This is a genomic window from Pseudomonas sp. GCM10022186 (genome assembly GCF_042656385.1).
Taxonomy (GTDB): Bacteria; Pseudomonadota; Gammaproteobacteria; order Pseudomonadales; family Pseudomonadaceae; genus Metapseudomonas.
This window is the reverse complement of record NZ_JBHSOU010000016.1, coordinates 102713-126128: the sequence shown is the minus strand read 5'-3', so window position 1 is coordinate 126128 and position 23416 is coordinate 102713. Positions and strand designations below refer to the sequence as shown.

The 23416-nt window shown below is 62.5% G+C and carries 18 protein-coding genes; 4 read left to right on the top strand and 14 right to left on the bottom strand.

Annotated elements, in window-relative coordinates; all coding sequences use genetic code 11:
• Nucleotides 1-2: 2 nt before the first annotated feature.
• From ACFPU0_RS09340 to ACFPU0_RS09295, 10 genes are all read right to left on the bottom strand, one after another.
• Entirely contained in the window at nucleotides 3-1220 is a 1218-nt protein-coding gene (locus ACFPU0_RS09340) for an AAA family ATPase (RefSeq protein WP_377692648.1), read from the bottom strand.
• The gene (locus ACFPU0_RS09335) at nucleotides 1214-1717 is read right to left on the bottom strand and encodes a TadE/TadG family type IV pilus assembly protein (RefSeq protein ID WP_377692647.1); all 504 of its coding nucleotides are present in this window, start codon (nucleotides 1715-1717) and stop codon (nucleotides 1214-1216) included. Before ACFPU0_RS09335 ends, ACFPU0_RS09340 begins: the two co-directional genes overlap by 7 nt.
• A complete protein-coding gene (locus tag ACFPU0_RS09330) occupies nucleotides 1717-2187 on the bottom strand; it encodes a TadE/TadG family type IV pilus assembly protein (protein WP_377692646.1) in 471 nt (156 codons plus the stop codon). The genes ACFPU0_RS09335 and ACFPU0_RS09330 overlap by 1 nt, the downstream gene beginning before the upstream one ends.
• Before the next feature lie 8 nt (nucleotides 2188-2195).
• Entirely contained in the window at nucleotides 2196-3569 is a 1374-nt protein-coding gene (locus tag ACFPU0_RS09325) for a Tad domain-containing protein (protein ID WP_377692645.1), read from the bottom strand.
• A 10-nt stretch (nucleotides 3570-3579) separates the two neighbouring features.
• Complete coding sequence (locus ACFPU0_RS09320) at nucleotides 3580-3852, bottom strand: hypothetical protein (RefSeq protein ID WP_377692644.1); 273 nt, start codon at nucleotides 3850-3852, stop codon at nucleotides 3580-3582.
• 14 nt (nucleotides 3853-3866) lie between these two features.
• The gene (locus tag ACFPU0_RS09315) at nucleotides 3867-5375 is read right to left on the bottom strand and encodes a type II and III secretion system protein family protein (RefSeq protein WP_377692643.1); all 1509 of its coding nucleotides are present in this window, start codon (nucleotides 5373-5375) and stop codon (nucleotides 3867-3869) included.
• A 70-nt stretch (nucleotides 5376-5445) separates the two neighbouring features.
• Complete coding sequence (gene cpaB / locus ACFPU0_RS09310; protein WP_377692642.1) at nucleotides 5446-6246, bottom strand: Flp pilus assembly protein CpaB; 801 nt, start codon at nucleotides 6244-6246, stop codon at nucleotides 5446-5448.
• A 12-nt stretch (nucleotides 6247-6258) separates the two neighbouring features.
• Nucleotides 6259-7578 carry an AAA family ATPase gene (locus tag ACFPU0_RS09305; RefSeq protein ID WP_377692641.1) on the bottom strand — a complete coding sequence of 440 codons (1320 nt, stop codon included), beginning with the start codon at nucleotides 7576-7578 and terminating at the stop codon, nucleotides 6259-6261.
• 13 nt (nucleotides 7579-7591) lie between these two features.
• Nucleotides 7592-8101 (bottom strand): A24 family peptidase, encoded by a 510-nt coding sequence (locus ACFPU0_RS09300; protein WP_377692640.1) that lies wholly within the window; start codon nucleotides 8099-8101, stop codon nucleotides 7592-7594.
• Between the two features lie 42 nt (nucleotides 8102-8143).
• A complete protein-coding gene (locus ACFPU0_RS09295) occupies nucleotides 8144-8326 on the bottom strand; it encodes a Flp family type IVb pilin (protein WP_377692639.1) in 183 nt (60 codons plus the stop codon).
• Between the two features lie 460 nt (nucleotides 8327-8786).
• On the opposite strand from ACFPU0_RS09295, the gene ACFPU0_RS09290 reads away from it, so the two are divergent.
• Nucleotides 8787-10295 (top strand): O-antigen ligase family protein, encoded by a 1509-nt coding sequence (locus ACFPU0_RS09290; protein WP_377692637.1) that lies wholly within the window; start codon nucleotides 8787-8789, stop codon nucleotides 10293-10295.
• A 341-nt stretch (nucleotides 10296-10636) separates the two neighbouring features.
• Nucleotides 10637-11506: a helix-turn-helix domain-containing protein gene (locus ACFPU0_RS09285; RefSeq protein ID WP_377692635.1), complete on the top strand. Its 870-nt coding sequence runs from the start codon at nucleotides 10637-10639 to the stop codon at nucleotides 11504-11506.
• On the opposite strand, the gene ligA is transcribed toward ACFPU0_RS09285, so the two are convergent.
• The 4 genes from ligA to ACFPU0_RS09265 all read right to left on the bottom strand — a co-directional run bounded on the left by ligA (nucleotide 11496) and on the right by ACFPU0_RS09265 (nucleotide 19155).
• Entirely contained in the window at nucleotides 11496-13871 is a 2376-nt protein-coding gene (gene ligA, locus ACFPU0_RS09280; protein WP_377692633.1) for an NAD-dependent DNA ligase LigA, read from the bottom strand. The two genes, ACFPU0_RS09285 and ligA, sit on opposite strands and share 11 nt — an antisense overlap.
• Nucleotides 13872-13938: 67 nt before the next feature.
• Nucleotides 13939-14754 carry a cell division protein ZipA gene (gene zipA, locus ACFPU0_RS09275; protein WP_377692632.1) on the bottom strand — a complete coding sequence of 272 codons (816 nt, stop codon included), beginning with the start codon at nucleotides 14752-14754 and terminating at the stop codon, nucleotides 13939-13941.
• Nucleotides 14755-14993: 239 nt separating this feature from the next.
• Entirely contained in the window at nucleotides 14994-18482 is a 3489-nt protein-coding gene (gene smc, locus ACFPU0_RS09270) for a chromosome segregation protein SMC (RefSeq protein ID WP_377692631.1), read from the bottom strand.
• Between the two features lie 13 nt (nucleotides 18483-18495).
• Entirely contained in the window at nucleotides 18496-19155 is a 660-nt protein-coding gene (locus tag ACFPU0_RS09265; protein WP_377692630.1) for a GntR family transcriptional regulator, read from the bottom strand.
• A 506-nt stretch (nucleotides 19156-19661) separates the two neighbouring features.
• Between ACFPU0_RS09265 and xdhA the strand changes: the two genes are divergently transcribed.
• Together xdhA and xdhB are read left to right on the top strand one after the other, a co-directional pair.
• On the top strand, nucleotides 19662-21101 hold the full coding sequence (gene xdhA, locus ACFPU0_RS09260) for a xanthine dehydrogenase small subunit (protein WP_377692629.1): 1440 nt from the start codon (nucleotides 19662-19664) through the stop codon (nucleotides 21099-21101).
• On the top strand, nucleotides 21094-23416 hold a 2323-nt coding region (gene xdhB, locus ACFPU0_RS09255; RefSeq protein ID WP_377692628.1), incomplete at its 3' end, for a xanthine dehydrogenase molybdopterin binding subunit. The genes xdhA and xdhB, both read left to right, overlap by 8 nt.

The following is a 23416-nucleotide window of genomic DNA, read 5'->3' as shown; positions in this document are numbered from 1 at the left end:
GTCTATCTCCCGAACAGTCGGCCGAAGGTACGTTTCAGCAAGCCCTGCCCTGCCTCTTCGGCACCGAGCAGCTCCTGACTCAGTTCACGCATGGCGAGCGTCACCTGGGCGCGCGGCGCATGGACCGCAAGAGGTACGCCAGTGTTCTGGCTTTCGCTGACCACTGCATAGTCGTTGGGCAGCTTCTGCAGTTCCGAGCAGCGCAATGCCTCGGCGATGTCCTTGAGGCTCACCGGCGAAGCCTTGTTGTAACGGTTGACCACCACCTGCAGACGATCGCCCTGTACGCCCAAGTCGTCCCGCAGGATGCGCACCAGGCGGGTCGCATCCTTCAGATGGCTCAAACTCTGTTGCACCAAGATGTAGACCCGGTCGGCCTGCTCCAGGGTGACGCCGGTGAGGTGGTCGATCTGCCGTGGCAAATCGACCACCACCCAGTCATAAGTACTGCGCGCCAGGCGCAGCAGCGCCTCCAGTTGCTCCAGGCGCACATCCTGGGAGAGGCACAATTCGCTGGAGCGTCCGCCCAGCACATGCAGGCTGGGGCTGAAGTGGCTGCAGAAACCACGCAGCGCCACGCTATCCAACTCGTCCACCTGCCGCAGCACATCAAGATGACTGTGGGCAGTCTGCACATCGAGGTAATGGGCCACACTGCCGAACTGCAGGTCCAGATCCAGCAACAGGGTGGTGCCGCCCCGGGTGCTGAGCTGCTGGGCCAGATTGCAAGCCACCAGCGTAGCGCCGGAACCGCCCTTGGCGTTCATGACGGCAATCAGCTTGCCACCTGTGGCAGTGCTGGTACGCGTCTCCATCATCATGCGCCCGAGTGCCGCCACCAGTTCATCTTCCGCAACCGGCTCGGGCAGGAAGTCCCGGGCGCCGGCCTGCATGGCAAGGCGTATGCCTTCTCTTTCGTTCAACGGACCGCATACCAGCAGCGGAGGCCGCTCCTGCACCGGCCGTTGCAACAGGGCAGCCAATTCCTCACGCCACAAGTGGCTGACGCGCAGCAGCAGGAAATCGGGCATCTGCTCCAGGCCGTAGAGAGGGTCGGTGTGGCCATTGGTCACCAGGCGTGTATTCACGTTCAGACCGGAAAGGCGCTGGCAGCAGCCTTGCAGGTGACGCAGCGCCGCAGCGTCGCGACTACTGATCAGTAGGCGCAGCCCCTGTCTGTTCGAGGAAGTGGTAATGGGAGCTTCCTGACTGTTCAACATGGCGTGATCCCCGGCGAGACCCCCGTCTCAGCATGGCGGCCAAGGCTTTCACGGGGCAAGATCGACCTGAAGACCGGGAGCGTGATGGTGCCGCCGAGCACTGGAATCATCAGATCGAAGGTAAAGTTTTCCACCCGCAGTTGCACGTAGCGGATGGCACGAAAGCCATTGGCACTTACCAGGTTGTTCGGGCTGGCCACCAGTGCGCCATTCTCGTCCAGGTAAGTCAGGGCAACATCGGCAGTTTCCAGGTTGACGATCAGGTCGCTTGCACCGGCATCGTTGGCCGCATTGAAGATCGCCCGACGCAGAATGACCGGATCGCTGATATCGCACACAGCGGCCAGGCGAGCACCGCGCCGCACGGTTTCGTTCAAGGCGTTGACGGTAAAGTACAGGCGCCCCATCTCCAGAATGCCGAACAGCAGGATGAACAACATTAGTCCGATGATGGCGAACTCCACCACGTATACCCCGCGCATGTTTCTCGCGTTCATCACAGGGCCCTCATGACAGTGGTGGCGACCAGGGGAAAACCGAGCGATACGCGGCTGCCGATTAATGCAGGAATGCCTCCACCCAGAATCGGCACGAAGCTGTAACTGGTGCGGACCTGGACATGGTTAGTGCCTACGACCGTGACCTGAACGTTTCCCGTAGTCAGGCCCGGCACCAATGGCGAGCTGCCCGACGACACCACGGGCCGGCCGTAAACAGCCAAGTTCTTGGTTTCCGTCTGCAACTGGGCGCTGAGTGCGACAGTCCCCAGGGTCGAGTTCCAGGCCTTGCCCGCCACGTATCGCACCGCATCGCGATTGGCCTGCAGCAGGCTGTTGTACTGGTACAACAGCCGGCCGAACTCGCCGATGGCGAAGAGCAGCAAAAGCAGCAACGGCAGGCTAATGGCGAATTCCACCATGGCCGCCCCGCGCTGGGCCTGCGCCCCCTTGAACACGAAACGTCCCATGACACCTCCTACGAGTCATCGCTCGGTGTCGTGCTGTTGGTGAGAAAGGTCTTGTACAGCTGAATGATCTGCGGGCCGCTCTCGGTCACCGGATTCGGACCAGGCTGGTCGTCGCCCTCGCACTCGCGGACGAACTGGCCGAGGATCCAGGCCTGCCCGCCCTGCTGCTCCATGGGTTGCAGCACGAAGAAGCAACCGAATCCAAGCACTGGTACCGATGCCGTACCACCATCGGTGCCGGTGCACTGACCGATGACGATCTTCAGCATCCGCCGCTCGAATACACCGTTGCTCCGGCAACCCGAGCCTTGTGGATTGGCGACGCAGGCAGCCGTTTGTCTGTGCCAGTCGTTGTAGTCAAATAGTGCGGTTCCACCAGCGGTGCTGAGATTGCCCGAGCTATCCGCGCTGACCAGCCCGCCACCCGTGCCTGTATGGGACACGGTGTCATTGTCCAGGTCCGGCGCCAGGGCGGGCTGGCCATTGCCAAGCTTGTTGTAGTCCGTGACCAGGTCCGGCGGGTAGTCCTGGGCATTGACGGGCCCGCTATATTCGCCGAAACGGGTATTCAAACCCTGCACCGATGGGCCGACGGTATTGCCGGGCTTGGTGGCGACATTTTCCCCAATGTTCGGGCAGACGGTTCCGCCGCCGGCCAGTTCGTCCCTGACCGTGTTGCCGCCGGAACCGAAATCGAGCAACTGGAAGTTGCCTGGGCCAATGCCCGAGGTATTGTTCTTCGCGCTCTTCAGCACCTCCAGGTCGCCGAAGCGATAGCCCCAGTACAGGCCATTCTGCGGATTGTGCTGACCCGCTGCGGTGTTTCCGCAAACCATCAAGGGCGCTAGGTCGCAGGGGCTGGTCGGACTGGGACCGGCCGTCGCGATGGCTGCCACCGCCTTGGTCGGGGAGGCGCCATTGCCGATGGCCTGCAGGATGCCCCAGAAGAAGCCGGCTAACGGGTAATTCGGCACCGAAACACGCACATAACGTGCATCTGTGGGCCCCGGAAAGGAGAATGGGCCATAGACACTGTTCGACAGTTCCACAACAGCGAAGCCCGGCTTGCCGACCATGGCAGTGGCCAACTCCTTGTTGCCGGATGCCGCAGCGTTCAGGCTCAGCGTGGCCCGCGCGGCAGTCTGTGTGAGGGTTGCGGCATCACTGGCACCCATTACCTGACTGAGGGTCTTGGCACCGCTCAGGGCTGCGGCATCCACCGCATTCTGCAGCCGGGTCTTGTTAACCAGCATATGGCTGCCATCTAGGGCCAGCGCAGCCATTGCCAGGATCGCCAGGAGGGCAAACACCACCAGCACCAGTACTGCACCCCGCTGGTGCCCCGGCGGCGAAACGAACGCCCTTTGGATACGCGGGGTCATGGCCGGGCCCTCAGTTGTCGATATTGATCTGGATCGGTTGGCTGACCGCCTTGGCGTCGCCGGTCACCCCCCGATATCCGTCCATGGCATTTTCCGTTACCGGGCCATCCCTGCCGACGGATGAAACCTCGGTGCCGGGGTTGGCTGCCCGCTCCTTGTCGGCGATCTGCTGGTAGGTGGTCTGGTAGACGCTGTAGCCGAGGGTGCCAACCCGGCCTTCCTCGTAGGACATGACACAACCGCAGGACAGTGCCATCAGGCAGAACGGGATGATCAGTTTCATGGTCAAGCCTCCGCTTACTTGAGATCGTGGCCAAACCGGCCTTCGCTGACGCCGAGGCTGACCGGCACTGGGCGCCCGGGCTCGCGCCCCTTGGTCTTGCCGAGCAGGTAGAAATCCAGGTCGCTGGGCTCGACGAACTTCTCGGTAGGCAGGCGCACCGTCCGCGCATCTATCGGCTTGGCTAGATGCGGAGTCACCAGGATTACCAGTTCGGTTTCACCATTCTGGAACTGCTGGCTGCGGAACAGATGCCCCAGGATCGGAAGGTCTCCCAGGCCCGGGAAGCGGCTGACGAAGTCGCGGGTGTTCTCGCTGATCAGTCCCGCGATTGCGATGGTCTGGCCGTTGCCCAGCTCGACGGTGGACTGGGCGCTGCGCTTGGTCAGCGAAGGAATGACCTGGGTAACCCCCTCGCCGAGGATGCTCTCCAGCCCGGTATCCAGCGACAGGGCATTGGCATTGGACAGTTCGCTGACCGACACATTGAGGTTGAGGTTGATGCGCCCGGCATCCACCACTACCGGCAGGAACTTCACCCCTACCCCGAACTCCTTGAACTCGATGGTGATGCCGTCATCCTCGGTGATCGGGACCGGGAATTCGCCACCGGAAATGAATTCCGCCTGCTGTCCGCTCAGGGTGGTGAGAGTAGGCTCGGCCAGCACCTTGGCCGAACCATTGTCCTTGGCGGCCTCAAGCACTACGTTGAAGAGGAACTCGTCCGAGAGGAACTGGGCGAGGAAGCCCTTTCCCGAACCTATCAGCGTGGTCGGATCGATATTGCCATCCGCGTCGAAGCCCAACCCCTGGCCATTGTTGAAGCCGCCGGTGGACCAACGGCTGGAAGAACCGAAGTCCAGGGCGTTGAAGCGCACATCCAGGCTCTTGAACAGGCTGCGCTGCATCTCCGCCACCTTAACCTCCAGCATCACCTGCTGGCTGCTACCCACTGTAAGCAGGTTGATCACCTCCAGGGTCTGGGTCGGCGCGGCCTTGGCAGCTTCACCTTCGCCTTGCACAACGCTGGCCGTCTGGGCGGCATAGCTCTTGGCCACCTTGATCGCGGTGTCCATCACCGCGGCACTGCTCACGTGGCCACGCAGCACCAGAGACCCCTGCGCGCTGAATACCTCGATGCGTTCGTTCGGCAACAGCTGGTGCAGCTTGTCCTTGAGGCCGCTGAGGTCATGCACAACATCCAGATCCATGCTATCGATCAGACGATTGCTATTGTCCCAGAGCATCACGTTGGTGCTGCCCAGGGAGCGGCCCAGCAGGTAGAGCTGGGTCGGGCTGGTGATCAGAATGTCGGCGATCTCCGGGTTGCCCACCGAGATCCGTTTTACCGGTACCCGCGTCGTCAGTAGCCGCGACTTGTAGATGGGTACTTGGATGCTGCCGTTGTTGGCCGCAGGCATGGCCGCTGCCATTCCCGCAGGTTGAGCCGCGATCAGTGGAACCGGCAGCATCGTCAAGCCAAGCAGGAACACCGCCAACGAGCCGAATTTCCGAATGCTATGCATATCCCTCTCCTTGCGTGACGGGTCGATTACCTGGACGCCGAACAAAACAGATGGTCGGTGGCTGACTGCACTACAGCTGCGCCTTTGCCATGTTCACTGCGGTACCGCGGATGATGATCACGCCCCCGCCCCCGCCGATGCTGCGCCGCACCACCGGCTTGGGCGGGATTGGAGAGGTGGCCGGCTTATCGGCTACGGCCACGGCCTCCGGTTGCTTTTTCTGGTCGTCCAGCGGGTTGCGCAGGGCCAATTGCAGGCGTCCTTCGCTCATGGCCTTGACCAAGACCTCCGCTTCCTTGGGCGTCATCTCCAGAGTCACGGCTCGGACCACCACTGGCTGGGTCTTGTCGGTGCTGGCGGTCTGGTCCACTGCCAGCACCCGCAGGTCCTGAAGGATGGTCTTGGACTCGGCGCTATTGTTTGCATTTTGCTTGGTAGCCAGAACATCAACCCGGTTGCCGGGAAGCAGGAATCCACCTACGCCCACCACATCGTCGACCCGCACCGACACTGCGCGCTTGTCCGAGGCGATCAACGAAGCCAGGGTGCTCCCACCAAGGTGTTCGGCCACCCGCGCCTGGCGCAACATGTCACCCTTCAGCATGGAGAAGGTAGCGATCTTGCCCACCACCTTATCGGTGGCGTCGAAGGCATCGTCCGGCACGGTGTCCCTGGGCATGCGCACGACGGTCACCTGCTGTGCCTCGATCATCTGCCCAAAGGGGATCTCCACCGTGGCCACCACCACGGCCTGCAGGTTGTCATCCGGACTGGCATTGAGTTTGGCACTCAGCCAGTTGTTGGCCATCCAGGCGGCGCCCAGGCCGAGGATCAGCGACAGGGCAACCAGGGTCAGGGTACGGGCACTCATGTCGGTGTCTCCTTATCCAAGGAAATCGAGCTGGACGAAATAGTTCTTCCAGGCCCAGTCGAGGTCGCGGGGCGACAGCGGGCCAGTTTCTCCCAAGTAGTTATGGCGATCCTGAGCCATGCCTAGCAGGTCCCGCGGGTGACAGGGCACCAGCGGCATACCCTGCTCCTCGTAGAGGCCCTGCAGCACATAACGCAGCAGTACCGGGTCATAAGCGATGCCCAGGCGTTCGGTCTCCTGACGCCAGATGCGCTCGTATTCTTCCGGTTGCAGGTAGGTGAAATGCAGCTTGTAGCCGATGCGCCGGAGGAAGGCCTCATCGGCCAGTTCCAGCGGATTGAGGTTGGTGGAGAACACCAGGATCAGGTCGAACGGCAATTCGCAATGACGCCCGCCTCCCAGGTTGAGGAAGTCGCGCTTCTCTTCCATGGGCACGATCCAGCGGTTGAGCAACTCGGCCGGCGCCATGCGCTGGCGCCCCATGTCGTCGATAATGAATAGGCCATTGCTGGCCTTCAGCTGCAAGGGGGCCTGGTAGAGGCGGGAAAAGGGATCGTAGCGGATATCCAGCTGTTCCATGCTGAGCTCGCCACCCGTGATCACTATGGGTCTTTTGCAGCATAGCAGGCGGCGATCGATCCCCTCGTCCAGCAGCAATTTGTTCTGCTCGCCCTCATCCAGACGCTGATGAACCTGGGGATCGTAGATCTCGATCACCGATTCGTTGACGACTATGGCATAGGGCACCCACACCGCCTCGGCGAACAACCGGATCAGGCGGCTGCTGATATAGGTCTTGCCGGTGCCCGCCGGCCCGTAAATCATGATGGCGCGGCCGGAGTTCATGGCCACCCCGAGTTGGTCGAGCATGCTTTCCGCCAGGACCACGCCGTGGAAAGCCATTTGCATGTCCCTGGCGGTAATCCGGCCGTGGTGAATGGTCTGCACCTTAAGCAGGGAGCGGTAGGCGCTGATCGGATAGGGTGCGGCGCCAATGTAGCCGCTACGGGCCAGGGCATCGCGAGCGGCATTGCGCCCTCGCTCGGTCAAGGCATAGCGCAATCCCTGCCCACCTGCCTGGCCCAGCACCTCGATGCGCCCGTCCTTGCGCAGGAAGGCAAGGACTTCTTCCAGCACCGCCCCGGTCAGTGCCAGGCGCTCCACCAGTCGTGGCATATCCAGCACACCGGCATCGTGCAGATGCTTGCATACCAGGTCGCCGAGGAAATTGTCCGTCAAGCCGGTTTCACGGATAGTCCGCGGCTGCGGTGCCAGGCTCTGAACTGCAGCCCGGTCACAGGGATAGGCATCGCTGTCACTGATGGCATACATGAATGGTCTCCCGCTACTGGCCGGAAGGCAGCCAGAAGACGCTGATCAATGTCCCGAACAATATCGCGATGGCGTAGGGAAAGTGCTGCCGCGAGGCGTCACCCGTTTCGGGCCGAATATAGGTACGCAAACTTGCCATTGCCCAATACCTCTTCAAGAAGCGGAACAACTGTCTTTTGTAGGCAAGAATCAGGATCCCCAACACACCACCAGCCATCAAACTAAAGGAAGCCGACCAAAAGGCAGCCAGTGGCCCGAGAAAGCCTCCAGCCATAGCCATTAATTTGACATCTCCTGCGGCCATTCCACCCAAGGCATAAAACGGTAGAAAACACAGTAACCCGACAGCTAGGCCACTACCCCAGGCAATCAAGCCATCGACTTGATCCCACCCCGCATGAAAGGCAAATGAAGTTGCCAGCCCGAGCAATATCAGGGTATTCGGGATGCGGCATGAACTGACATCGGAAACAGCTGCAATGCAAAGCAAGATTACTGCGGAGGTGCTCATCAATACTTCCATAAATGCCACCTCCGCGGTAAACCAAAGAACATGACAGATGGATCAGCTAGAAATTGCGTCTTCCAAGTCTTCAATCACGGTCTTTACCGCAGTACCCAGGTCAGTAAATGCAGTAACTACAGCCAGGGAAATAAGACCGCCCGCCACTGCATACTCCACCACAGTCAGGCCATCTTCATCGTTAACAAATCTCATCACAGCAACCTTGATATCTTGAAAAGTCATTTCGCCCACCTTATTCACTTGTTGTTTGTTCAAGGGTTCAGCGGCACAACTCGCCCCGCCTGAATCGACCCTAGCCCCCGGACTCGGTGGAGAGTTAGGAGTTTTTTGCAGATCGTTAGGATTTTTTTGCAAGCACCCCCCGGTCGTGCCGCAAAAACGCTGAAAGCTACTTGATTTTCAAGCACATAACAGCGCTCACGCTGCCTGCTGGCGCCTCGCAGCGACTATCCTGGGAACATCCGTCACATGCAGAGCCACACCGGACAGTGGATTGGGCCCTAATCTCGCGTGCAAGTTTGGAAACGCTTCACTCATCTTTCCGCGTCAGTACGGGCGGACCCGATCCACGCGCCCATGGCTAGGCGGACCTCCCAATGGATTTGCGGATTGTGCGATGCTCTGCAAAGCTCAAATCTGACTTTTAGTCACCCCATCAACAACCTTCAAGGCGGGGAATGACATGCAGGAAATACAATCAGAGGCGACAACTAATCACGCGCTCAGCACAACAACCCTGCGCATCATCTTGATAGTTTCCGCCTCCTTGCCTTTGTTTCTATGGTGTGCATCCGACTGGCACGACCAGCAACGAGTGAGTCAGATCATTGTATTTACCCTGTGTTTTCTGAGCAGTACCTACTTATTAACCAACGAGCCAGTCGCTTCTCCGCTTATTGGCTCCATACCTCGTTGGTGCTTGGCGGCTCTTCTGCTTTCCGGCGTGGCTTCCGCCCTGCTGGCAAGACATATCTTATGGGCATTGGCCGAGGTGAGCCTTGTTGTATCCAGCATTGCCCTTTGCAGATTTTTCGCGTCAATAAGGAGAGAGAATGGCAAGAGCCTGGACGAAACACTAATAAATACCATTTATATAGTAATAACCTCCATTCTTGTTCTTTATTTTGTCATTTATCAGCAAATGCTTTCAAAGGAACTATCACCTTTCTCAGCGTACAAGACCTTATGGGGTTTCTCTAATCCACGCTTCTTCGGACAATTCCTTGCCCTTACACTTCCAATGATGATCTTCCCTCTATTGCGCGAAGGGGCCTCACGCAATGAGGTCGTGGCAGTCTCGATCCTGTCTGCACTCTGGTGGGCCGCTGCTATCACCAGCGCTTCACGGGGGCTTGCACTGGCCATGGTTGCTGCCGGTGTATGGCTAAGCCTGACAGGCAGCACTGGACGACGGTGGAGCATATTGCAGTTGCGTTTCAGCGCAATCGGCTTGTTGATCTACTTGGTACTTTTTTCGGCGATACCAGCCTGGCTGGACATAGACATAAAAGCACACGTGTCAGAACGTTTGACTACTTCGTTGTCCATGCGCGAAGTGATCTGGAAGCAGGCGATTGACATGATGATGGAACGGCCGTGGCTCGGTTTTGGCCCGATGCATTTTGCCGACCATTACAATGCCGTGGCGACCCACCCGCACCAGGCATTGCTGCAGTGGGCATCCGAATGGGGTATTCCCTCCGCTATCGCGGTCACAGCTCTCGTGTTCCTGGCCGCACGGAACACCTATCGCCTACTGAGTGCAACAGCCGACTCCCGCACTTCGCCTGACACCCTTCGCGTCTGCCTGTCGGGAAGCATTGCGGCAACGCTGACGCTCTCCATGGTAGATGGCGTGCTGGTGATGCCGACTACTCAACTCTGGCTTGCAATCCTGGGCGGCTGGCTGCTTGGTCTGAATCCGGCAGCCTCACCACCAGGATCACCCGCCCCCATATTTCGCGGAACCTGGATTCTGGTGCAAGCACTGGCAATGATGTTGCTGCTCAGTATCGTATTCCGAGACCTTCCTGGCTTGGCAGCGAACAATGCCCGCTATGTCGACAACACTCACGAGCCTTTACAACCGCGCTTCTGGCTGCAGGGGGTCATTGCAGACCTTGATAAGGTACTAACAGCGCCTGAAAACCAACTCCGGCAAAAACAGCAGGAGCAAGCCTCTCGGAAGTAGCACGGCAGCCGGCTACAAACGCACAGAACGAGCGCCCCATGCCTGGATCGGCGATTGCAGGAAGAGCACGCCCCACAAAGGGGCATCTGCATCCAGAAAACTCTACACCGGCAGATTCTGGACCTGGGAGATGCATGCGTGGAGCGCAACTCTCGCAGCGGTTTGTCGGGCGACCAACGGAGTTGGGACGAGCGAAGCCCCCAAAATCGGGCCCCCCAAGCCTGGGTAGAACAAAAGGCAGGAGAATTTTAGCCTTTCTATTTCCAACAGTTCTTTAGACTAATAGCACAATGACAATACTGCTTGGCAAGAGGAGCAACCTGCTTGGTGGGGGTGAGTGTATGCAGTCCAGTTCCACGAGAAAGCCGCGGCTGCTTTGGGTCGACCTTACTCATGACAGGTCGACCGCCAAGCTCATCCAGCAATTCCAACCCGGTTGCGAGTGTTTGCTCTCAAGAGAGCCTGGCGACTTGGCAACGGAACACTGGCAACAGATAGATATGGTCTGTATCCACTTCGATCAACCGGATATCGCAGGTCTCAATCTGCTGCTGGAGATCAAGCGCGCAAGACCGTCCACTCCGATCACCATGTTCACCATCCAGCATTCCGAAGAGTTGGCGGTGTGGGCAATGCGTTCCCGGGTATGGGATTACGTGGCACTCCCCCTTTCCGATAACGAGCGGAATCGCTACCTCCAATCCCTCAAACAGCTCTATGAGGTGCGTCGCTCGGTCACCAGTCTCGGACGAAAGCCATTGCTCGACCGCAGCCCGCCGCTACCGGACAGCATTCGCCTGACGTCGACTCACCAGAAACACCGGGCGCTGGGCAAGATCATGCTGCACATCGACCAGCACTTCCGCGACAGCCTGGACCAGAAGGAGCTGGCACAGCGCTGCGGCATGACCCCCTTTCGCTTCAGCCGGCTGTTCAAGGAAGTCAACGGGGTGGGCTTCATGGAATACATCCTCGGCAAGCGCATGGATTACGCCAAGCAGCTTCTGGAAAACAGCCAGATGCCCGTGACCAGCATCGGCTACGAGGCCGGCTTCAAGGACCCCTCCTACTTCGCCCGATCCTTCAAGCAACTGGCCGGCTGTACGCCCAGTGAATATCGCCAGAACCTGCAACCCATACCCGCGGCGCGTGCACCCGCGCCGCAATCCGTCGTGAACCTCGACAGGGCAGCGCTTAGCATCAGCGTTTAGCTCCTCGCAAGGCGGCCAGTTCGGCGAGGAACTGCTCCTCGTCCAGCACGCGGACGCCCAGCTCATTGGCCTTGGCCAGCTTGGAGCCAGCTCCCGGCCCGGCCACCACGCAGTGGGTACGGGCGGACACCGATCCCGCCACCTTGGCCCCCAGGGCTTCCAGCTTCTCCTTGGCCACATCCCGGCTCATGACTTCCAGGGTGCCCGTCAGCACCCAGGTCTGCCCGGCCAGCGGCAGGCCTTCCACGGCTTTCTTCTCGCTTTCCCAGTGCATGCCGAATTTGCGCAACTGGTTTTCGATCAGCGCCGCACGCTCGACATGGGCGGGATTGTCGAAGAACTCGCGCAGCGACTTCGCCGCCTTCTCGTTGAGCCGCTCGACCTGGCGCAGGTCGAGCCAGTCGGCCTTGATGATGCCTTCCAGGGAACCGAACTTCTTGGCCAGCTTCTCGGCGCCCGTGGCGGCGATGAACGGGATATTCAGCTTGTCGACGAAGCCCGGCAAGGTTGCGCAGGCGGCGAACTCGGGACTGAGCTCGCCCTCCTCCTGCAAGCTCAATCCGCGCTCCAGCAAGGCTTCGATCACCTGCTGGTTGTGCGTGTCGGCGAAGAAATTGTGGATCTCGGAGGCCACCTCCAGGCCAACATCCGGAAGGTAGGTCAACACCTCGGGCAGCGCCTCGCGGATGCGCGCCAGCGAGCCCAGCGCGCGCGCCAGGACCTTGGCGGTTTCCTCGCCCACGTCGGGAATGCCCAGGGCGTAGATGAAACGCGCCAGGCTCGGCCGGCTGCTGTCCTTGATGGCGTTGATCAGGTTGCGGCTGGAAACGTCGGCGAACCCCTCCAGCTCCACCACCTGCTCGTAGGTCAGGGTGTAGAGATCGGCGGGCGAGGCAACCAGGCCGACGTCCACCAACTGCTCGACGATCTTGTCGCCCAGGCCCTCGATATCCAGGGCGCGACGGGAAGCGAAGTGGATGATCGCCTGCTTCAGCTGGGCGCCGCAGGCCAGGCGGCCGACGCAGCGATAGACCGAACCCTCGCTGGTGGTTTCCTTGCCCTTGCCGCGCTTGACCAGCTGGGTGCGCTCCACCGCCGAACCGCATACCGGGCATTGCTCGGGGACATGCACCGGGCGCGCATCGGCCGGACGGCGCTCGACCACCACCTGCATTACCTGCGGGATCACATCACCGGCGCGGCGGATGATCACGGTGTCGCCGATCATCAGGCCCAGGCGCGCCACTTCGTCCATGTTGTGCAGGGTGGCGTTGGACACGGTCACACCCGCTACCTGCACCGGCTTGAGCCGGGCCACCGGGGTCACGGCGCCGGTACGGCCCACCTGGAATTCCACGTCCAGCAGTTCGGTGAGCTCTTCCTGGGCCGGGAACTTGTGGGCGACGGCCCAGTGCGGGGTGCGCGCGCGGAAGCCCAGTTGCTGCTGGTCTTCGATGTTGTTGACCTTGAACACCACGCCGTCGATGTCATAGGGCAGGCTCATGCGCCGTTCGCCGATATCGCGGTAGTAGTCCAGGCAGGCCTCCACGCCGCGGGCCAGCTTGAGCTCGCGGCTGATGGGCACGCCCCAGGCCTTGAGCTGCTCGAGCAAGCCCACCTGGGTCGACGGCAGTTCGCCGCTGACCTGGCCGACACCGTAGCAGCAGAACTCCAGGGGCCGGCTGGCGGTGATCCTCGGGTCCAGCTGGCGCAGGCTGCCGGCGGCGGCGTTGCGCGGGTTGGCGAAGGTCTTGCCGCCAGCTTCCGCCTGGCGGGCATTCAACTCCTCGAAACCGGCCTTGGGCATGTAGACCTCGCCACGCACCTCCAACAGATCTGGCCAGCCCTGCCCTTTCAGCTTGAGCGGCACGTTGCGGATGGTGCGCACGTTGGCGCTGATGTCTTCGCCCGTGCTGCCGTCGCCACGTGTGGCGCCGCGCACGAGCTGGCCGTTGCGGTACTGCAGGCTGACCGCCAGGCCGTCGAGCTTGGGCTCGCAACTGTATTCGACTTCCACGCCACCACCGAACAGGTCACCGGCCGGCAAGCCGAGACCGCTGCGCACATTACGATCGAAGGCACGCAGGTCTTCTTCCTCGAAGGCGTTGCCGAGGCTGAGCATGGGAACCTCGTGGCGCACCTCGCCGAACGCGCTCAGCGCCTCGCCCCCCACGCGCTGGGTCGGCGACTCCGGCGTCACCAGCTCCGGGTGCTCGGCTTCCAGGGCCTGCAGCTCGCGGAACAGGCGGTCGTACTCGGCATCCGGGATGCTGGGCTCGTCGAGCACGTAATAGCGGTAGTTGTGCTCATCCAGTTCGGAACGCAGCGCGAGGATGCGTTCGGCGGCGGTTTGGGCATCGGTCATGGTCAGGCTCTATCTCGTGAAACAAAAAGAGCAGCCGGGGCTGCTCTTTCGTCGACTGGGCGCTGGGTCAGCGCTTGTGGGTCAGGTGCTTGCGCTCGAATTCGACGATGCGCTGGCGATAGTGTTCGATGGTCTGCGCGGTCATCACGCTGCGCTGGTCATCCTTCAGTTCGCCGTTCAGTTCCTGGGACAGTTTGCGGGCGGCGGCGACCATCACGTCGAAGGCCTGCTTCGGATGGCGCGGGCCCGGCAGGCCGAGGAAGAAGCTCACCGCGCGGGTGCTGAAGTGGTCGATGTCGTCCAGGTCGAAGGTGCCGGGCTTGACACCGTTGGCCATGGAGAACAGCACTTCGCCGTTGCCGGCCATGCTTTCGTGGCGATGGAAGATGTCCATGGCGCCGAAGCGCAGACCGCTTTCCAGGATGTTCTGCAGCAGGGCCGGCCCCTTGAAGCCACCTTCGTCGCGGGCGACGACGTTGATGACCAGGACTTCCTCCACCGGAACTTCCTGGACTTGCACCTGCGGATGGGGCTTGCCGTTCTTCTTGCCTTCGTCGACCGGGTTGAGCAGGGTCGGCACCGGCTCGTCCAGGTTGAGGTCGCCCTGCTGGGGCTCGCCGCGGCGCTTGCCGGGCTCGCGGGCGCTCAGGGACGGCAGGTCGGACTCGTCCAGCGACGGCTCCTCGTGGGAGTGCTCCTTGACCCGTGCCGGGCCGAGCAGGTTCGGATCTTCATCATCGTCCGGGGCGTTGGAAAAGCTGCGATCCAGCTTGAACTTGAGTTTCCCCTTGCCGCCACTCATGCGGCGCCAGCCATCGAACAGAATGCCGGCAATCACGATGATGCCAATGACAATCAGCCACTCGCGCAGACCGATATCCATGTAGTCCAGTGTCCCCTAGTGAAAAAATGCAAACGATAACAATGGTGAAGAAAGGACATCCCGTCCCCTGAAACGTGGCGCCCAACTCCATGTTCTGAATGGCGTTTTCCACGTGCGACAAAATTGGGCATAAAGCTAGCACGACCAGCCCAGCAGAGAAACCTCTGATAGAGGCTTACAGCGAAGGCGATGCGAATTTGATCCCCGACCTCGCCAGGAGTTCGCATCCGCCTGCTCCGCTAGGCTTCGACCATCGACATCGCCTCCTCCACATCCACCGCCACCAGGCGCGAGCATCCCGGCTCGTGCATGGTCACGCCCATCAACTGGTCGGCCATTTCCATGGCGATCTTGTTGTGGGTGATATAGATGAACTGCACCTTCTCCGACATTTCCTTCACAAGGCGCGCATAACGGCCGACGTTCGCGTCATCCAGCGGCGCATCCACTTCGTCCAGCATGCAGAAGGGCGCCGGGTTGAGCTGGAAGATGGCGAATACCAGGGCCAGCGCGGTGAGCGCCTTCTCCCCGCCGGACAGCAGGTGGATGGTGCTGTTCTTCTTGCCGGGCGGCCGCGCCATGATGGCGACGCCAGTGTCCAGCAGGTCTTCGCCAGTCAGCTCCAGATAGGCATGGCCGCCACCGAAAACCTTGGGGAAGAGCGCCTGCAGGCCGGCGTTGATCTGGTCGAAGGTTTCCTTGAAGCGGTTGCGGGTTTCCTTGTCGATCTTGCGGATGACGTTTTCCAGGGTCTCCAGGGCTTCCACCAGGTCGTCGTTCTGCGAGTCCAGGTAGCGCTTGCGCTCTGACTGCTGCTGGTATTCGTCGATGGCCGCCAGGTTGATCGGCCCGAGGCGCTGGATGCGTGCGGCAAGGCGTTCCAGCTCTTCTTCCCAGGCGCCTTCGCTGGCCTCGGCCGGCAACGTCGCAAGCACCCCGTGGAGGTCGTAGCCATCCTCGTGGAGCTGGTCCTGCAGGGTCTTGCGGCGCACGGTCAGGGCCTGCCATTCCAGGCGCTGCTGCTCCAGCTGGCCGCGCAGCAGTTGCGCCTGCTGCTCGGCCTGGGTGCGGCGCTTCTCGGCGTCGCGCAGTTCGCGGTCGGCGTCTTCCAGGGCCAGGCGCGCCTGCTTGAGCTCCTCTTCAACCCCCAGACGCTTCTCCAGCAGCTCCTCCAGCTTCAGACGCAGCTCCTCCAGCGGGGCGGCGCCCTCCTCCAGGTTCAGGCTGAGCTGTTCGCGACGCTCGTTGAGGCGCTCGAACTGCAGGGTCAGGCGTTCCAGGGCCTGGCGGGTCGAATCGTGTTGCGCCCGCAGTGAACCGACACGCACGGCCAGTTGGTGGGCATGGTCCTTGTGCTGGCGAGCGTCCTGGCGGATACGGTCGAGGCGCTCGCGCAGGCCATCGCGCTCGGCCAGCAGCTTCTCGCGCTGCTCGGTGTCGGTGGCCATGGCGTCCAGGGCGTCCTGCAGGGTCAGGCGCGCTTCGCCCAGCTGTTCATGCTCCAGCGCACGCTGCTCGTCCAGCTCGCGGAGTTCGTCTTCCAGGCGGCGGCGACGCAGGGCCAACTGCTCGACCTTGGTCTGCTGGGCGGACAGCCGGGCCTTGAGTTCGCCCAGGCTGCGGGATTCTTCCTGCAACTGACGGCGCTGTTGCTCGCGGGATTCTTCCTGCTGGCGCTGGCCGTTGCGCAGCTGCTGCAGGCGCTCCTCCAGTTGTTCCAGGGCGGCTTCGCGTTCTTCGCGCTCGGCATGCAGGCGCTCGAGCTCCTGGCCCCGCGCCAGCAGGCCGCTCTCCGCTTCACTGGCGCGACGCACCCGCAGGAAATTGCGACCGACCCAGTAGCCATCGCGGCTGATCAGGCTCTCGCCGTCGCTGAGGCCGGCACGACGGGCCAGTGCGTGGTCCAGGCTCTCCACCGGCAGGACCTTGGCCAGCCAGGGCGCCAGGTCCAGCGATGCTTCCACCTTATCCAGCAGGCTGCCCGGCGCCCGCGCGCCACCCTTGCCCGAGCTGGCCAGACGCAGTTCGCCCTGGCTGAAGCCGGCGAGGTCGAGGCCGTTGAAATCATCCAGCAATACGGCTTGCAGGTCGGCGCCGAGCACGGTTTCCACCGCCAGCTCCCAGCCCTGCTCCACCCGCAGCCCTTCGGCCAGTCGCGGGCGATCCGCAAGTTGCTGTTCGCGCAGCCATTCGGCGGCGCCCTTGCCGGGGTTGAGCGCGGCCTGCTGCAGGGCCTCCAGCGAGGCGATGCGACCGTTCAGGCGCTGCAATTCACCCTGGGCCTGCTGCTGGGCCTGGCTGGCCTGCTGCAGTTCTTCACGCAGACTGTCGAGACGCTCCGCCAGGCCCTGTTCGGCGGCCTGGAGCTCTTCCAGGCGCATCTCACCCACGGCCAGCTCTTCGCTCAGCTCCAGCACCGCCGCGTCTTCCGGGTCCGCGGCCAATTGTGCGCGTTCGTCGTTGAGGCGACGCTCGCGCTCCAGCAGGCGCTCCAGGCTCTGGTCCAGCTGCTGGATGCGCGCCTGCTGCACCTCGGCCTGGCGGCGTGGCTCGGCGCTGCGCTGGTTGAAGCCATCCCATTGCTCCTGCCAGCTGTGCATGCCGGTTTCGGCTTCTTCCAGCTGGGCGGCGGCTTCCTCGGCGGCAGCGGCGCTCATCTCCTGTTCCGGGCCGAGCATGTCCAGCTCCTCGACCAGTGTGGCGAGCAGGGTGCGGTCGTGGCCCAGGTGGGATTCGGTTTCCTGGCGCGAGCGCTCGGCCTCGCGCAGGTCGTCCTGCAATTGGCGCAGGCGCTGCTGCCCATGCTGGATGCTCTGCTCGACCCGCGCGATATCGCCGCCCACGGAATAGAAGCGGCCTTGCACCTGGTTGAAGCGTTCGGACAGTTCGTGGTGCCCATCGCGCAGGCGTTCGATGGCGGCGTCGGCGTTGCGCTGCTCGGCCACCAGGGCCTCGAAGCTGACCTCCTGGTTGCCGATCACCGCCTCGCGTTGGCCGACCTGGTCGTTCAGCGCCCGCCACTTCAGGGCGGCGAGCTGGGCCTTGAGCTGACGCTCTTCGGCCTTGTACTCCTGATATTTCTCGGCGGACTGGGCCTGGCGGTGCAGGCGTTCCAACTGGCGCTCCAGTTCCTCGCGCAGGTCGGTCAGGCGCGCCAGGTTCTCCTGGGTGCGGCGGATGCGGCTCTCGGTCTCGCGGCGGCGCTCCTTGTACTTGGAGATCCCAGCGGCTTCCTCGATGAAATTGCGCAGGTCCTCGGGCTTGGCCTCGATCAGCTTGGAGATCATCCCCTGCTCGATGATGGAGTAGCTGCGCGGGCCGAGGCCGGTGCCGAGGAAGATATCGGTGATGTCGCGACGGCGGCACTTGGTGCCGTTGAGGAAATAGGTGTTCTGGCCATCGCGGCTGACGCGGCGGCGAATGGAAATCTCGGCGAAGGCGGCGTATTCGCCCACCAGGCTGTTGTCGGAGTTGTCGAAGATCAGCTCGATGCTGGCCTGGGCCACCGGCTTGCGGCTGTTGGAGCCGTTGAAGATGACGTCGGTCATCGACTCGCCACGGAGGTTCTTCGCCGAACTCTCGCCCATTACCCAGCGAACGGCGTCGATGATGTTCGACTTGCCGCAACCGTTGGGGCCGACCACGGCCGCCATGTTGCTGGGGAAGCTGACCGTGGTCGGGTCCACGAAGGACTTGAACCCGGCCAGCTTGATGCATTTCAGCCGCATCGGTGCGCTCCGCTCAACGCTCGGCCAGGGCCGCGAGCACCAGCTCGCAGTTCTGCTGGCTGTATCCCCTCAGCACGTCGCGGATCTTCGCCTGATCGCGGGCGATCACCGCCAGCAGCAGCTCGTCGAAGACCTCGCCGAACTGGCCCATCTGGCCGCGACGGCGCTCCAGGGCGATGTAGTAGGTACGGGCGATGGCCGGCCGCAGGTTTTCCAGGGTCTGCTGCAGATAAGGGTTGTCGGCGAAGGGATAGGCCGCCTGCATGATGGCGAAGCTGGCATCGACGAAGGCGAAGATGTCTTCGCGCTGGCGAGCCTCTGCCAGGCGCTGCTGGATGGCGCGGAAAGGCTCCAGCTCCTCCTCGCTGCACCAGCGCTCGGCCACGGCGTAGGCCAGCAGGATGTACAACTCCATCATCAGGGTATAGAGGCTGCGCACGTGCTGCGGCGTCAGCTCGGACACCTGGGCGCCACGGCGCGGCAGGATGTTGATCAGGTGGCGGCGCTCGAGGATCAGCAGCGCCTCGCGCACCGACCCCCGGCTGACATTCATGGCCTGGGTGACTTTCTGTTCCTGGATGCGCTCCCGCTCCTTCAGCTCGCCGCGGATGATGCGCTCGGCCAGGTGATGGGCGATCTGCTCGGAGAGGCTGTCCGATGCCTTGAACGTCATGGTTTTCCTTCGAACTGGGGACATTGTGCGCCGCGCCGGGGCTTTCCCGCGCCAAGGCTCCGGCGCTGACAGTACTACGGGTACGGGCAGGGCGCGCAAGAGCGATTGGGGGAAATTTCCGACTGTGCCGCAGAGCGTGCGGCAGGCGGCGGAGTCTATCACAAGGCAGCAACAGCTCTTGTAGGGGCGAATTCATTGGCCAAGGGGGGCAGAGCAGCCCCGCCCCGCTCAAGGGCAGGCCTTCGGCCTGCTTGGCGAATGAATTCGCCCCTACAGGAAAAACACCCGCGGACGGGCGCCCTCCCCGCCCTTTCCTACACTTATGGACAGGTGGCACGAAATGCGCTTGAACCTTGAGACAGAGCGGGCGCGGCGGGCTAATAACCGAAAGCCATGACTCTTTCCTGACTTCTGAGTCAAATATTTGTTGACCCGCAAGTCAGACGATTCTAAATTTGCCGCCATACGAGCCCTCGTAAAAACAATAAAGTGCCTGGAGGTCGTCCTTGATCCAGTTTTTACTCAATCGGGAGCTGCGCACCGAGCATGCCCTCGATCCCAATATCACGGTGCTCAACTACCTGCGTGAGCATGTCGGCAAACCCGGTACCAAAGAAGGCTGTGCCTCGGGCGATTGCGGTGCCTGCACCGTGGTCGTCGGCGAGCTGGAGGGGGACCGCATCCGCTACCGCACCCTCAACTCCTGCCTGACCTTCGTCTCTTCGCTGCACGGCAAGCAACTGATCACCGTGGAAGACCTCAAGCACCAGGGCCAACTGCACTCCGTGCAGCAGGCCATGGTGGATTGCCACGGTTCCCAGTGCGGCTTCTGCACCCCCGGTTTCGTCATGTCGCTGTTCGCCCTGCAGAAGAACAGCAGCGGCTACGACAAGGCCCAGACCATGGAAGCCCTGGCCGGCAACCTGTGCCGCTGCACCGGTTACCGCCCGATCATCGACGCCGCAGAGCAGGCCTGTTGCCAGAAGCAGCCGGACCAGTTCGACGCCGCCGAGGCCCAGACCGTCGCCCAGTTGAAAGCCATCGCCCCCCGCGAGACCGCCGAGCTGAACAGCGGCGACAAGCGCTGCCTGGTACCGCTGACCGTGGCCGACCTGGCCGATTTCTATGTCGCCAACCCGCAGGCCCGCCTGCTGGCCGGCGGCACCGACCTGGCCCTGGAAGTCACCCAGTTCCACCGCGAACTGCCGGTGATGATCTATGTCGGCCACATCGAGGCCATGAAGCGCATCGAGGAAACCGCCGACTTCATCGAGATCGGCGCCGCCACGCCGCTGTCCGACTGCTACGAGACCCTGGCCCGCGAGTACCCGGACTTCGGCGAACTGCTGCACCGCTTCGCCTCCCTGCAGATCCGCAACCAGGGCACCCTGGGCGGCAACATCGGCAACGCCTCCCCCATCGGCGACGCCCCGCCGCTGCTGATCGCCCTGGGCGCCGAGATCGTCCTGCGCAAGGGCAACCAGACCCGCATCCTGCCGCTGGACGAATACTTCCTCGACTACAAGGTCACCGCCCGCCAGGAAGCGGAGTTCATCGAGAAGATCCGCGTGCCCCGCGCCCGCAAAAACCAGGCCTTCCGCGCCTACAAGGTGTCCAAGCGCCTGGACGACGACATCTCCGCCGTCTGCGCCGCCTTCAACCTGGTGATCGAGAATGGCCAGGTGCGCAAGGCCCGCGTCGCCTTCGGCGGCATGGCCGGCATTCCCAAGCGCGCCAGCGCCTGCGAGAAGGCCCTGATCGGCGCCGCCTGGTATCCGGGCACCGTCGAGCGCGCCTGCGCGGCCCTGGCCCAGGACTTCACCCCGCTCACGGACTTCCGCGCCAGCAAGGAATACCGCCTGCTGGCCGCCCAGAACCTGCTGCGCAAGTTCTTCCTCGAGCTGCAATCCCCAGAAGTCGAAACCCGGGTGACCGCCTATGTCTAATCACTTTCATCACAGAACCCAGGAAGAACTGGCGGAACTGTTCCGCGCCGACATCACCACCGGCGTCGGCAAGAGCGTCAAGCACGAGAGCGCGCCCAAGCACGTCTCGGGCGAGGCCGTGTACGTCGACGACCGCCTGGAATTCCCCAACCAGCTGCACGTCTACGCCCGCATGAGCGACCGCGCCCATGCGCGCATCACCCGCATCGATACCACGCCCTGCTACCAGTTCCCCGGCGTGGCCATCGCCATCACCGCCAAGGACGTGCCCGGCCAGCTGGACATCGGCCCGGTGGTGGCCGGTGACCCGCTGCTCGCCGACGGCAAGGTCGAGTACGTCGGCCAGGTGGTCCTGGCCGTGGGTGCCGACAGCCTGGAAACCGCACGCAAGGCGGCCATGGCCGCGATCGTCGAGTACGAGGACCTGGAGCCGGTGCTGGACGTGGTCGACGCCCTGCGCAAGAAGCATTTCGTGCTGGACAGCCACCAGCACAAGCGCGGTGATTCCACCACCGCCCTGGCCAGCGCGAAGAACCGCCTGCAGGGCACCCTGCATATCGGCGGCCAGGAACACTTCTACCTGGAAACCCAGATCTCCTCGGTGATGCCTACCGAGGACGGCGGCATGATCGTCTACACCTCCACCCAGAACGCCACCGAAGTGCAGAAGCTGGTGGCCGAGGTGCTGGGCGTGCCGATGCACAAGATCGTCATCGACATGCGCCGCATGGGCGGCGGCTTCGGCGGCAAGGAAACCCAGGCGGCCGGCCCGGCCTGCCTGTGTGCGGTGATCGCCCACCACACCGGGCGCCCGACCAAGATGCGCCTGCCGCGCATGGAAGACATGACCATCACCGGCAAGCGCCACCCCTTCTACGTCGAATACGACGTGGGCTTCGACGACAACGGCCTGCTCAGCGGTATCGAGCTGGAACTGGCGGGCAACTGCGGCTACTCGCCGGACCTGTCCGGCTCCATCGTCGATCGCGCGATGTTCCACTCGGACAACGCCTATTTCCTCGAAAACGCCACCATCAACGGTCACCGCTGCAAGACCAACACCGCATCGAACACCGCCTACCGCGGTTTCGGCGGTCCGCAGGGCATGGTCGCGATCGAGGAGATCATGGACGCCATCGCGCGCCACCTGGGCAAGGACCCGCTGGACGTGCGCAAGCTGAACTACTACGGCAAGGATGAGCGCAACGTCACCCACTACTACCAGACCGTCGAGCACAACATGCTCGCCGAAATGACCGCCGAGCTGGAGGCCAGCAGCGACTACGCCAAGCGCCGCGAAGAGATCCGCGCCTTCAACGAGAAGAGCCCGGTGCTGAAGAAAGGCCTGGCGATGACCCCGGTGAAATTCGGCATCAGCTTCACCGCCACCTTCCTCAACCAGGCCGGCGCGCTGGTGCACATCTACACCGATGGCAGCATCCATCTGAACCATGGCGGCACCGAGATGGGCCAGGGCCTGAACACCAAGGTCGCCCAGGTTGTGGCCGAGGTGTTCCAGGTGGATATCGGCCGCATCCAGATCACCGCCACCAACACCGACAAGGTCCCCAACACCTCGCCAACCGCCGCGTCCTCCGGTGCCGACCTGAACGGCAAGGCCGCGCAGAATGCCGCCGAGACCATCAAAGGCCGCCTGGTGGAGTTCCTCGCCAACCACTTCAAGGTGACCGCCGAGGATGTCGAGTTCAAGAACGAGCAGGTGCGCGTGCGCGACCATTACCTCTCCTTCGAGGAAATGATCCAGCTCGCCTACTTCAACCAGATCTCACTCTCCAGCACCGGCTTCTACCGCACGCCGAAGATCTTCTACGACCGCGACAAGGCAGCCGGCCGCCCCTTCTACTACTTCGCCTATGGCGTGGCCTGTGCCGAAGTCATAGTCGACACCCTGACCGGCGAGTACAAGATGCTGCGCACCGACATCCTGCATGACGTGGGTGCGTCGCTTAACCCGGCCATCGACATCGGCCAGGTGGAAGGCGCCTTCGTCCAGGGCATGGGCTGGCTGACCATGGAAGAGCTGGTGTGGAATGCCAAGGGCAAGCTGATGACCAACGGCCCGGCCAGCTACAAGATCCCGGCCATCGCCGACATGCCCATCGACCTGCGGGTGAAGCTGGTGGAGAACCGCAAGAACCCCGAGCAGACGGTGTTCCACTCCAAGGCCGTGGGCGAGCCGCCCTTCATGCTCGGCATCGCCGTCTGGTGCGCCATCAAGGACGCAGTGGCCAGCCTGGGCGACTACAAGGTGCAGCCGCAGATCGACGCGCCGGCCACCCCTGAGCGCGTGCTCT

Excerpts from the sequence above, each read along its gene's own strand:
- ACFPU0_RS09340 (WP_377692648.1), bottom strand. The coding sequence starts at position 1,220 with ATGTTGAACAGTCAGGAAGCTCCCATTACCACTTCCTCGAACAGACAG.
- ACFPU0_RS09335 (WP_377692647.1), bottom strand. The coding sequence starts at position 1,717 with ATGAACGCGAGAAACATGCGCGGGGTATACGTGGTGGAGTTCGCCATC.
- ACFPU0_RS09330 (WP_377692646.1), bottom strand. The coding sequence starts at position 2,187 with ATGGGACGTTTCGTGTTCAAGGGGGCGCAGGCCCAGCGCGGGGCGGCC.
- ACFPU0_RS09325 (WP_377692645.1), bottom strand. The coding sequence starts at position 3,569 with ATGACCCCGCGTATCCAAAGGGCGTTCGTTTCGCCGCCGGGGCACCAG.
- ACFPU0_RS09320 (WP_377692644.1), bottom strand. The coding sequence starts at position 3,852 with ATGAAACTGATCATCCCGTTCTGCCTGATGGCACTGTCCTGCGGTTGT.
- ACFPU0_RS09315 (WP_377692643.1), bottom strand. The coding sequence starts at position 5,375 with ATGCATAGCATTCGGAAATTCGGCTCGTTGGCGGTGTTCCTGCTTGGC.
- cpaB (WP_377692642.1), bottom strand. The coding sequence starts at position 6,246 with ATGAGTGCCCGTACCCTGACCCTGGTTGCCCTGTCGCTGATCCTCGGC.
- ACFPU0_RS09305 (WP_377692641.1), bottom strand. The coding sequence starts at position 7,578 with ATGTATGCCATCAGTGACAGCGATGCCTATCCCTGTGACCGGGCTGCA.
- ACFPU0_RS09300 (WP_377692640.1), bottom strand. The coding sequence starts at position 8,101 with ATGGAAGTATTGATGAGCACCTCCGCAGTAATCTTGCTTTGCATTGCA.
- ACFPU0_RS09295 (WP_377692639.1), bottom strand. The coding sequence starts at position 8,326 with ATGACTTTTCAAGATATCAAGGTTGCTGTGATGAGATTTGTTAACGAT.
- ACFPU0_RS09290 (WP_377692637.1), top strand. The coding sequence starts at position 8,787 with ATGCAGGAAATACAATCAGAGGCGACAACTAATCACGCGCTCAGCACA.
- ACFPU0_RS09285 (WP_377692635.1), top strand. The coding sequence starts at position 10,637 with ATGCAGTCCAGTTCCACGAGAAAGCCGCGGCTGCTTTGGGTCGACCTT.
- ligA (WP_377692633.1), bottom strand. The coding sequence starts at position 13,871 with ATGACCGATGCCCAAACCGCCGCCGAACGCATCCTCGCGCTGCGTTCC.
- zipA (WP_377692632.1), bottom strand. The coding sequence starts at position 14,754 with ATGGATATCGGTCTGCGCGAGTGGCTGATTGTCATTGGCATCATCGTG.
- smc (WP_377692631.1), bottom strand. The coding sequence starts at position 18,482 with ATGCGGCTGAAATGCATCAAGCTGGCCGGGTTCAAGTCCTTCGTGGAC.
- ACFPU0_RS09265 (WP_377692630.1), bottom strand. The coding sequence starts at position 19,155 with ATGACGTTCAAGGCATCGGACAGCCTCTCCGAGCAGATCGCCCATCAC.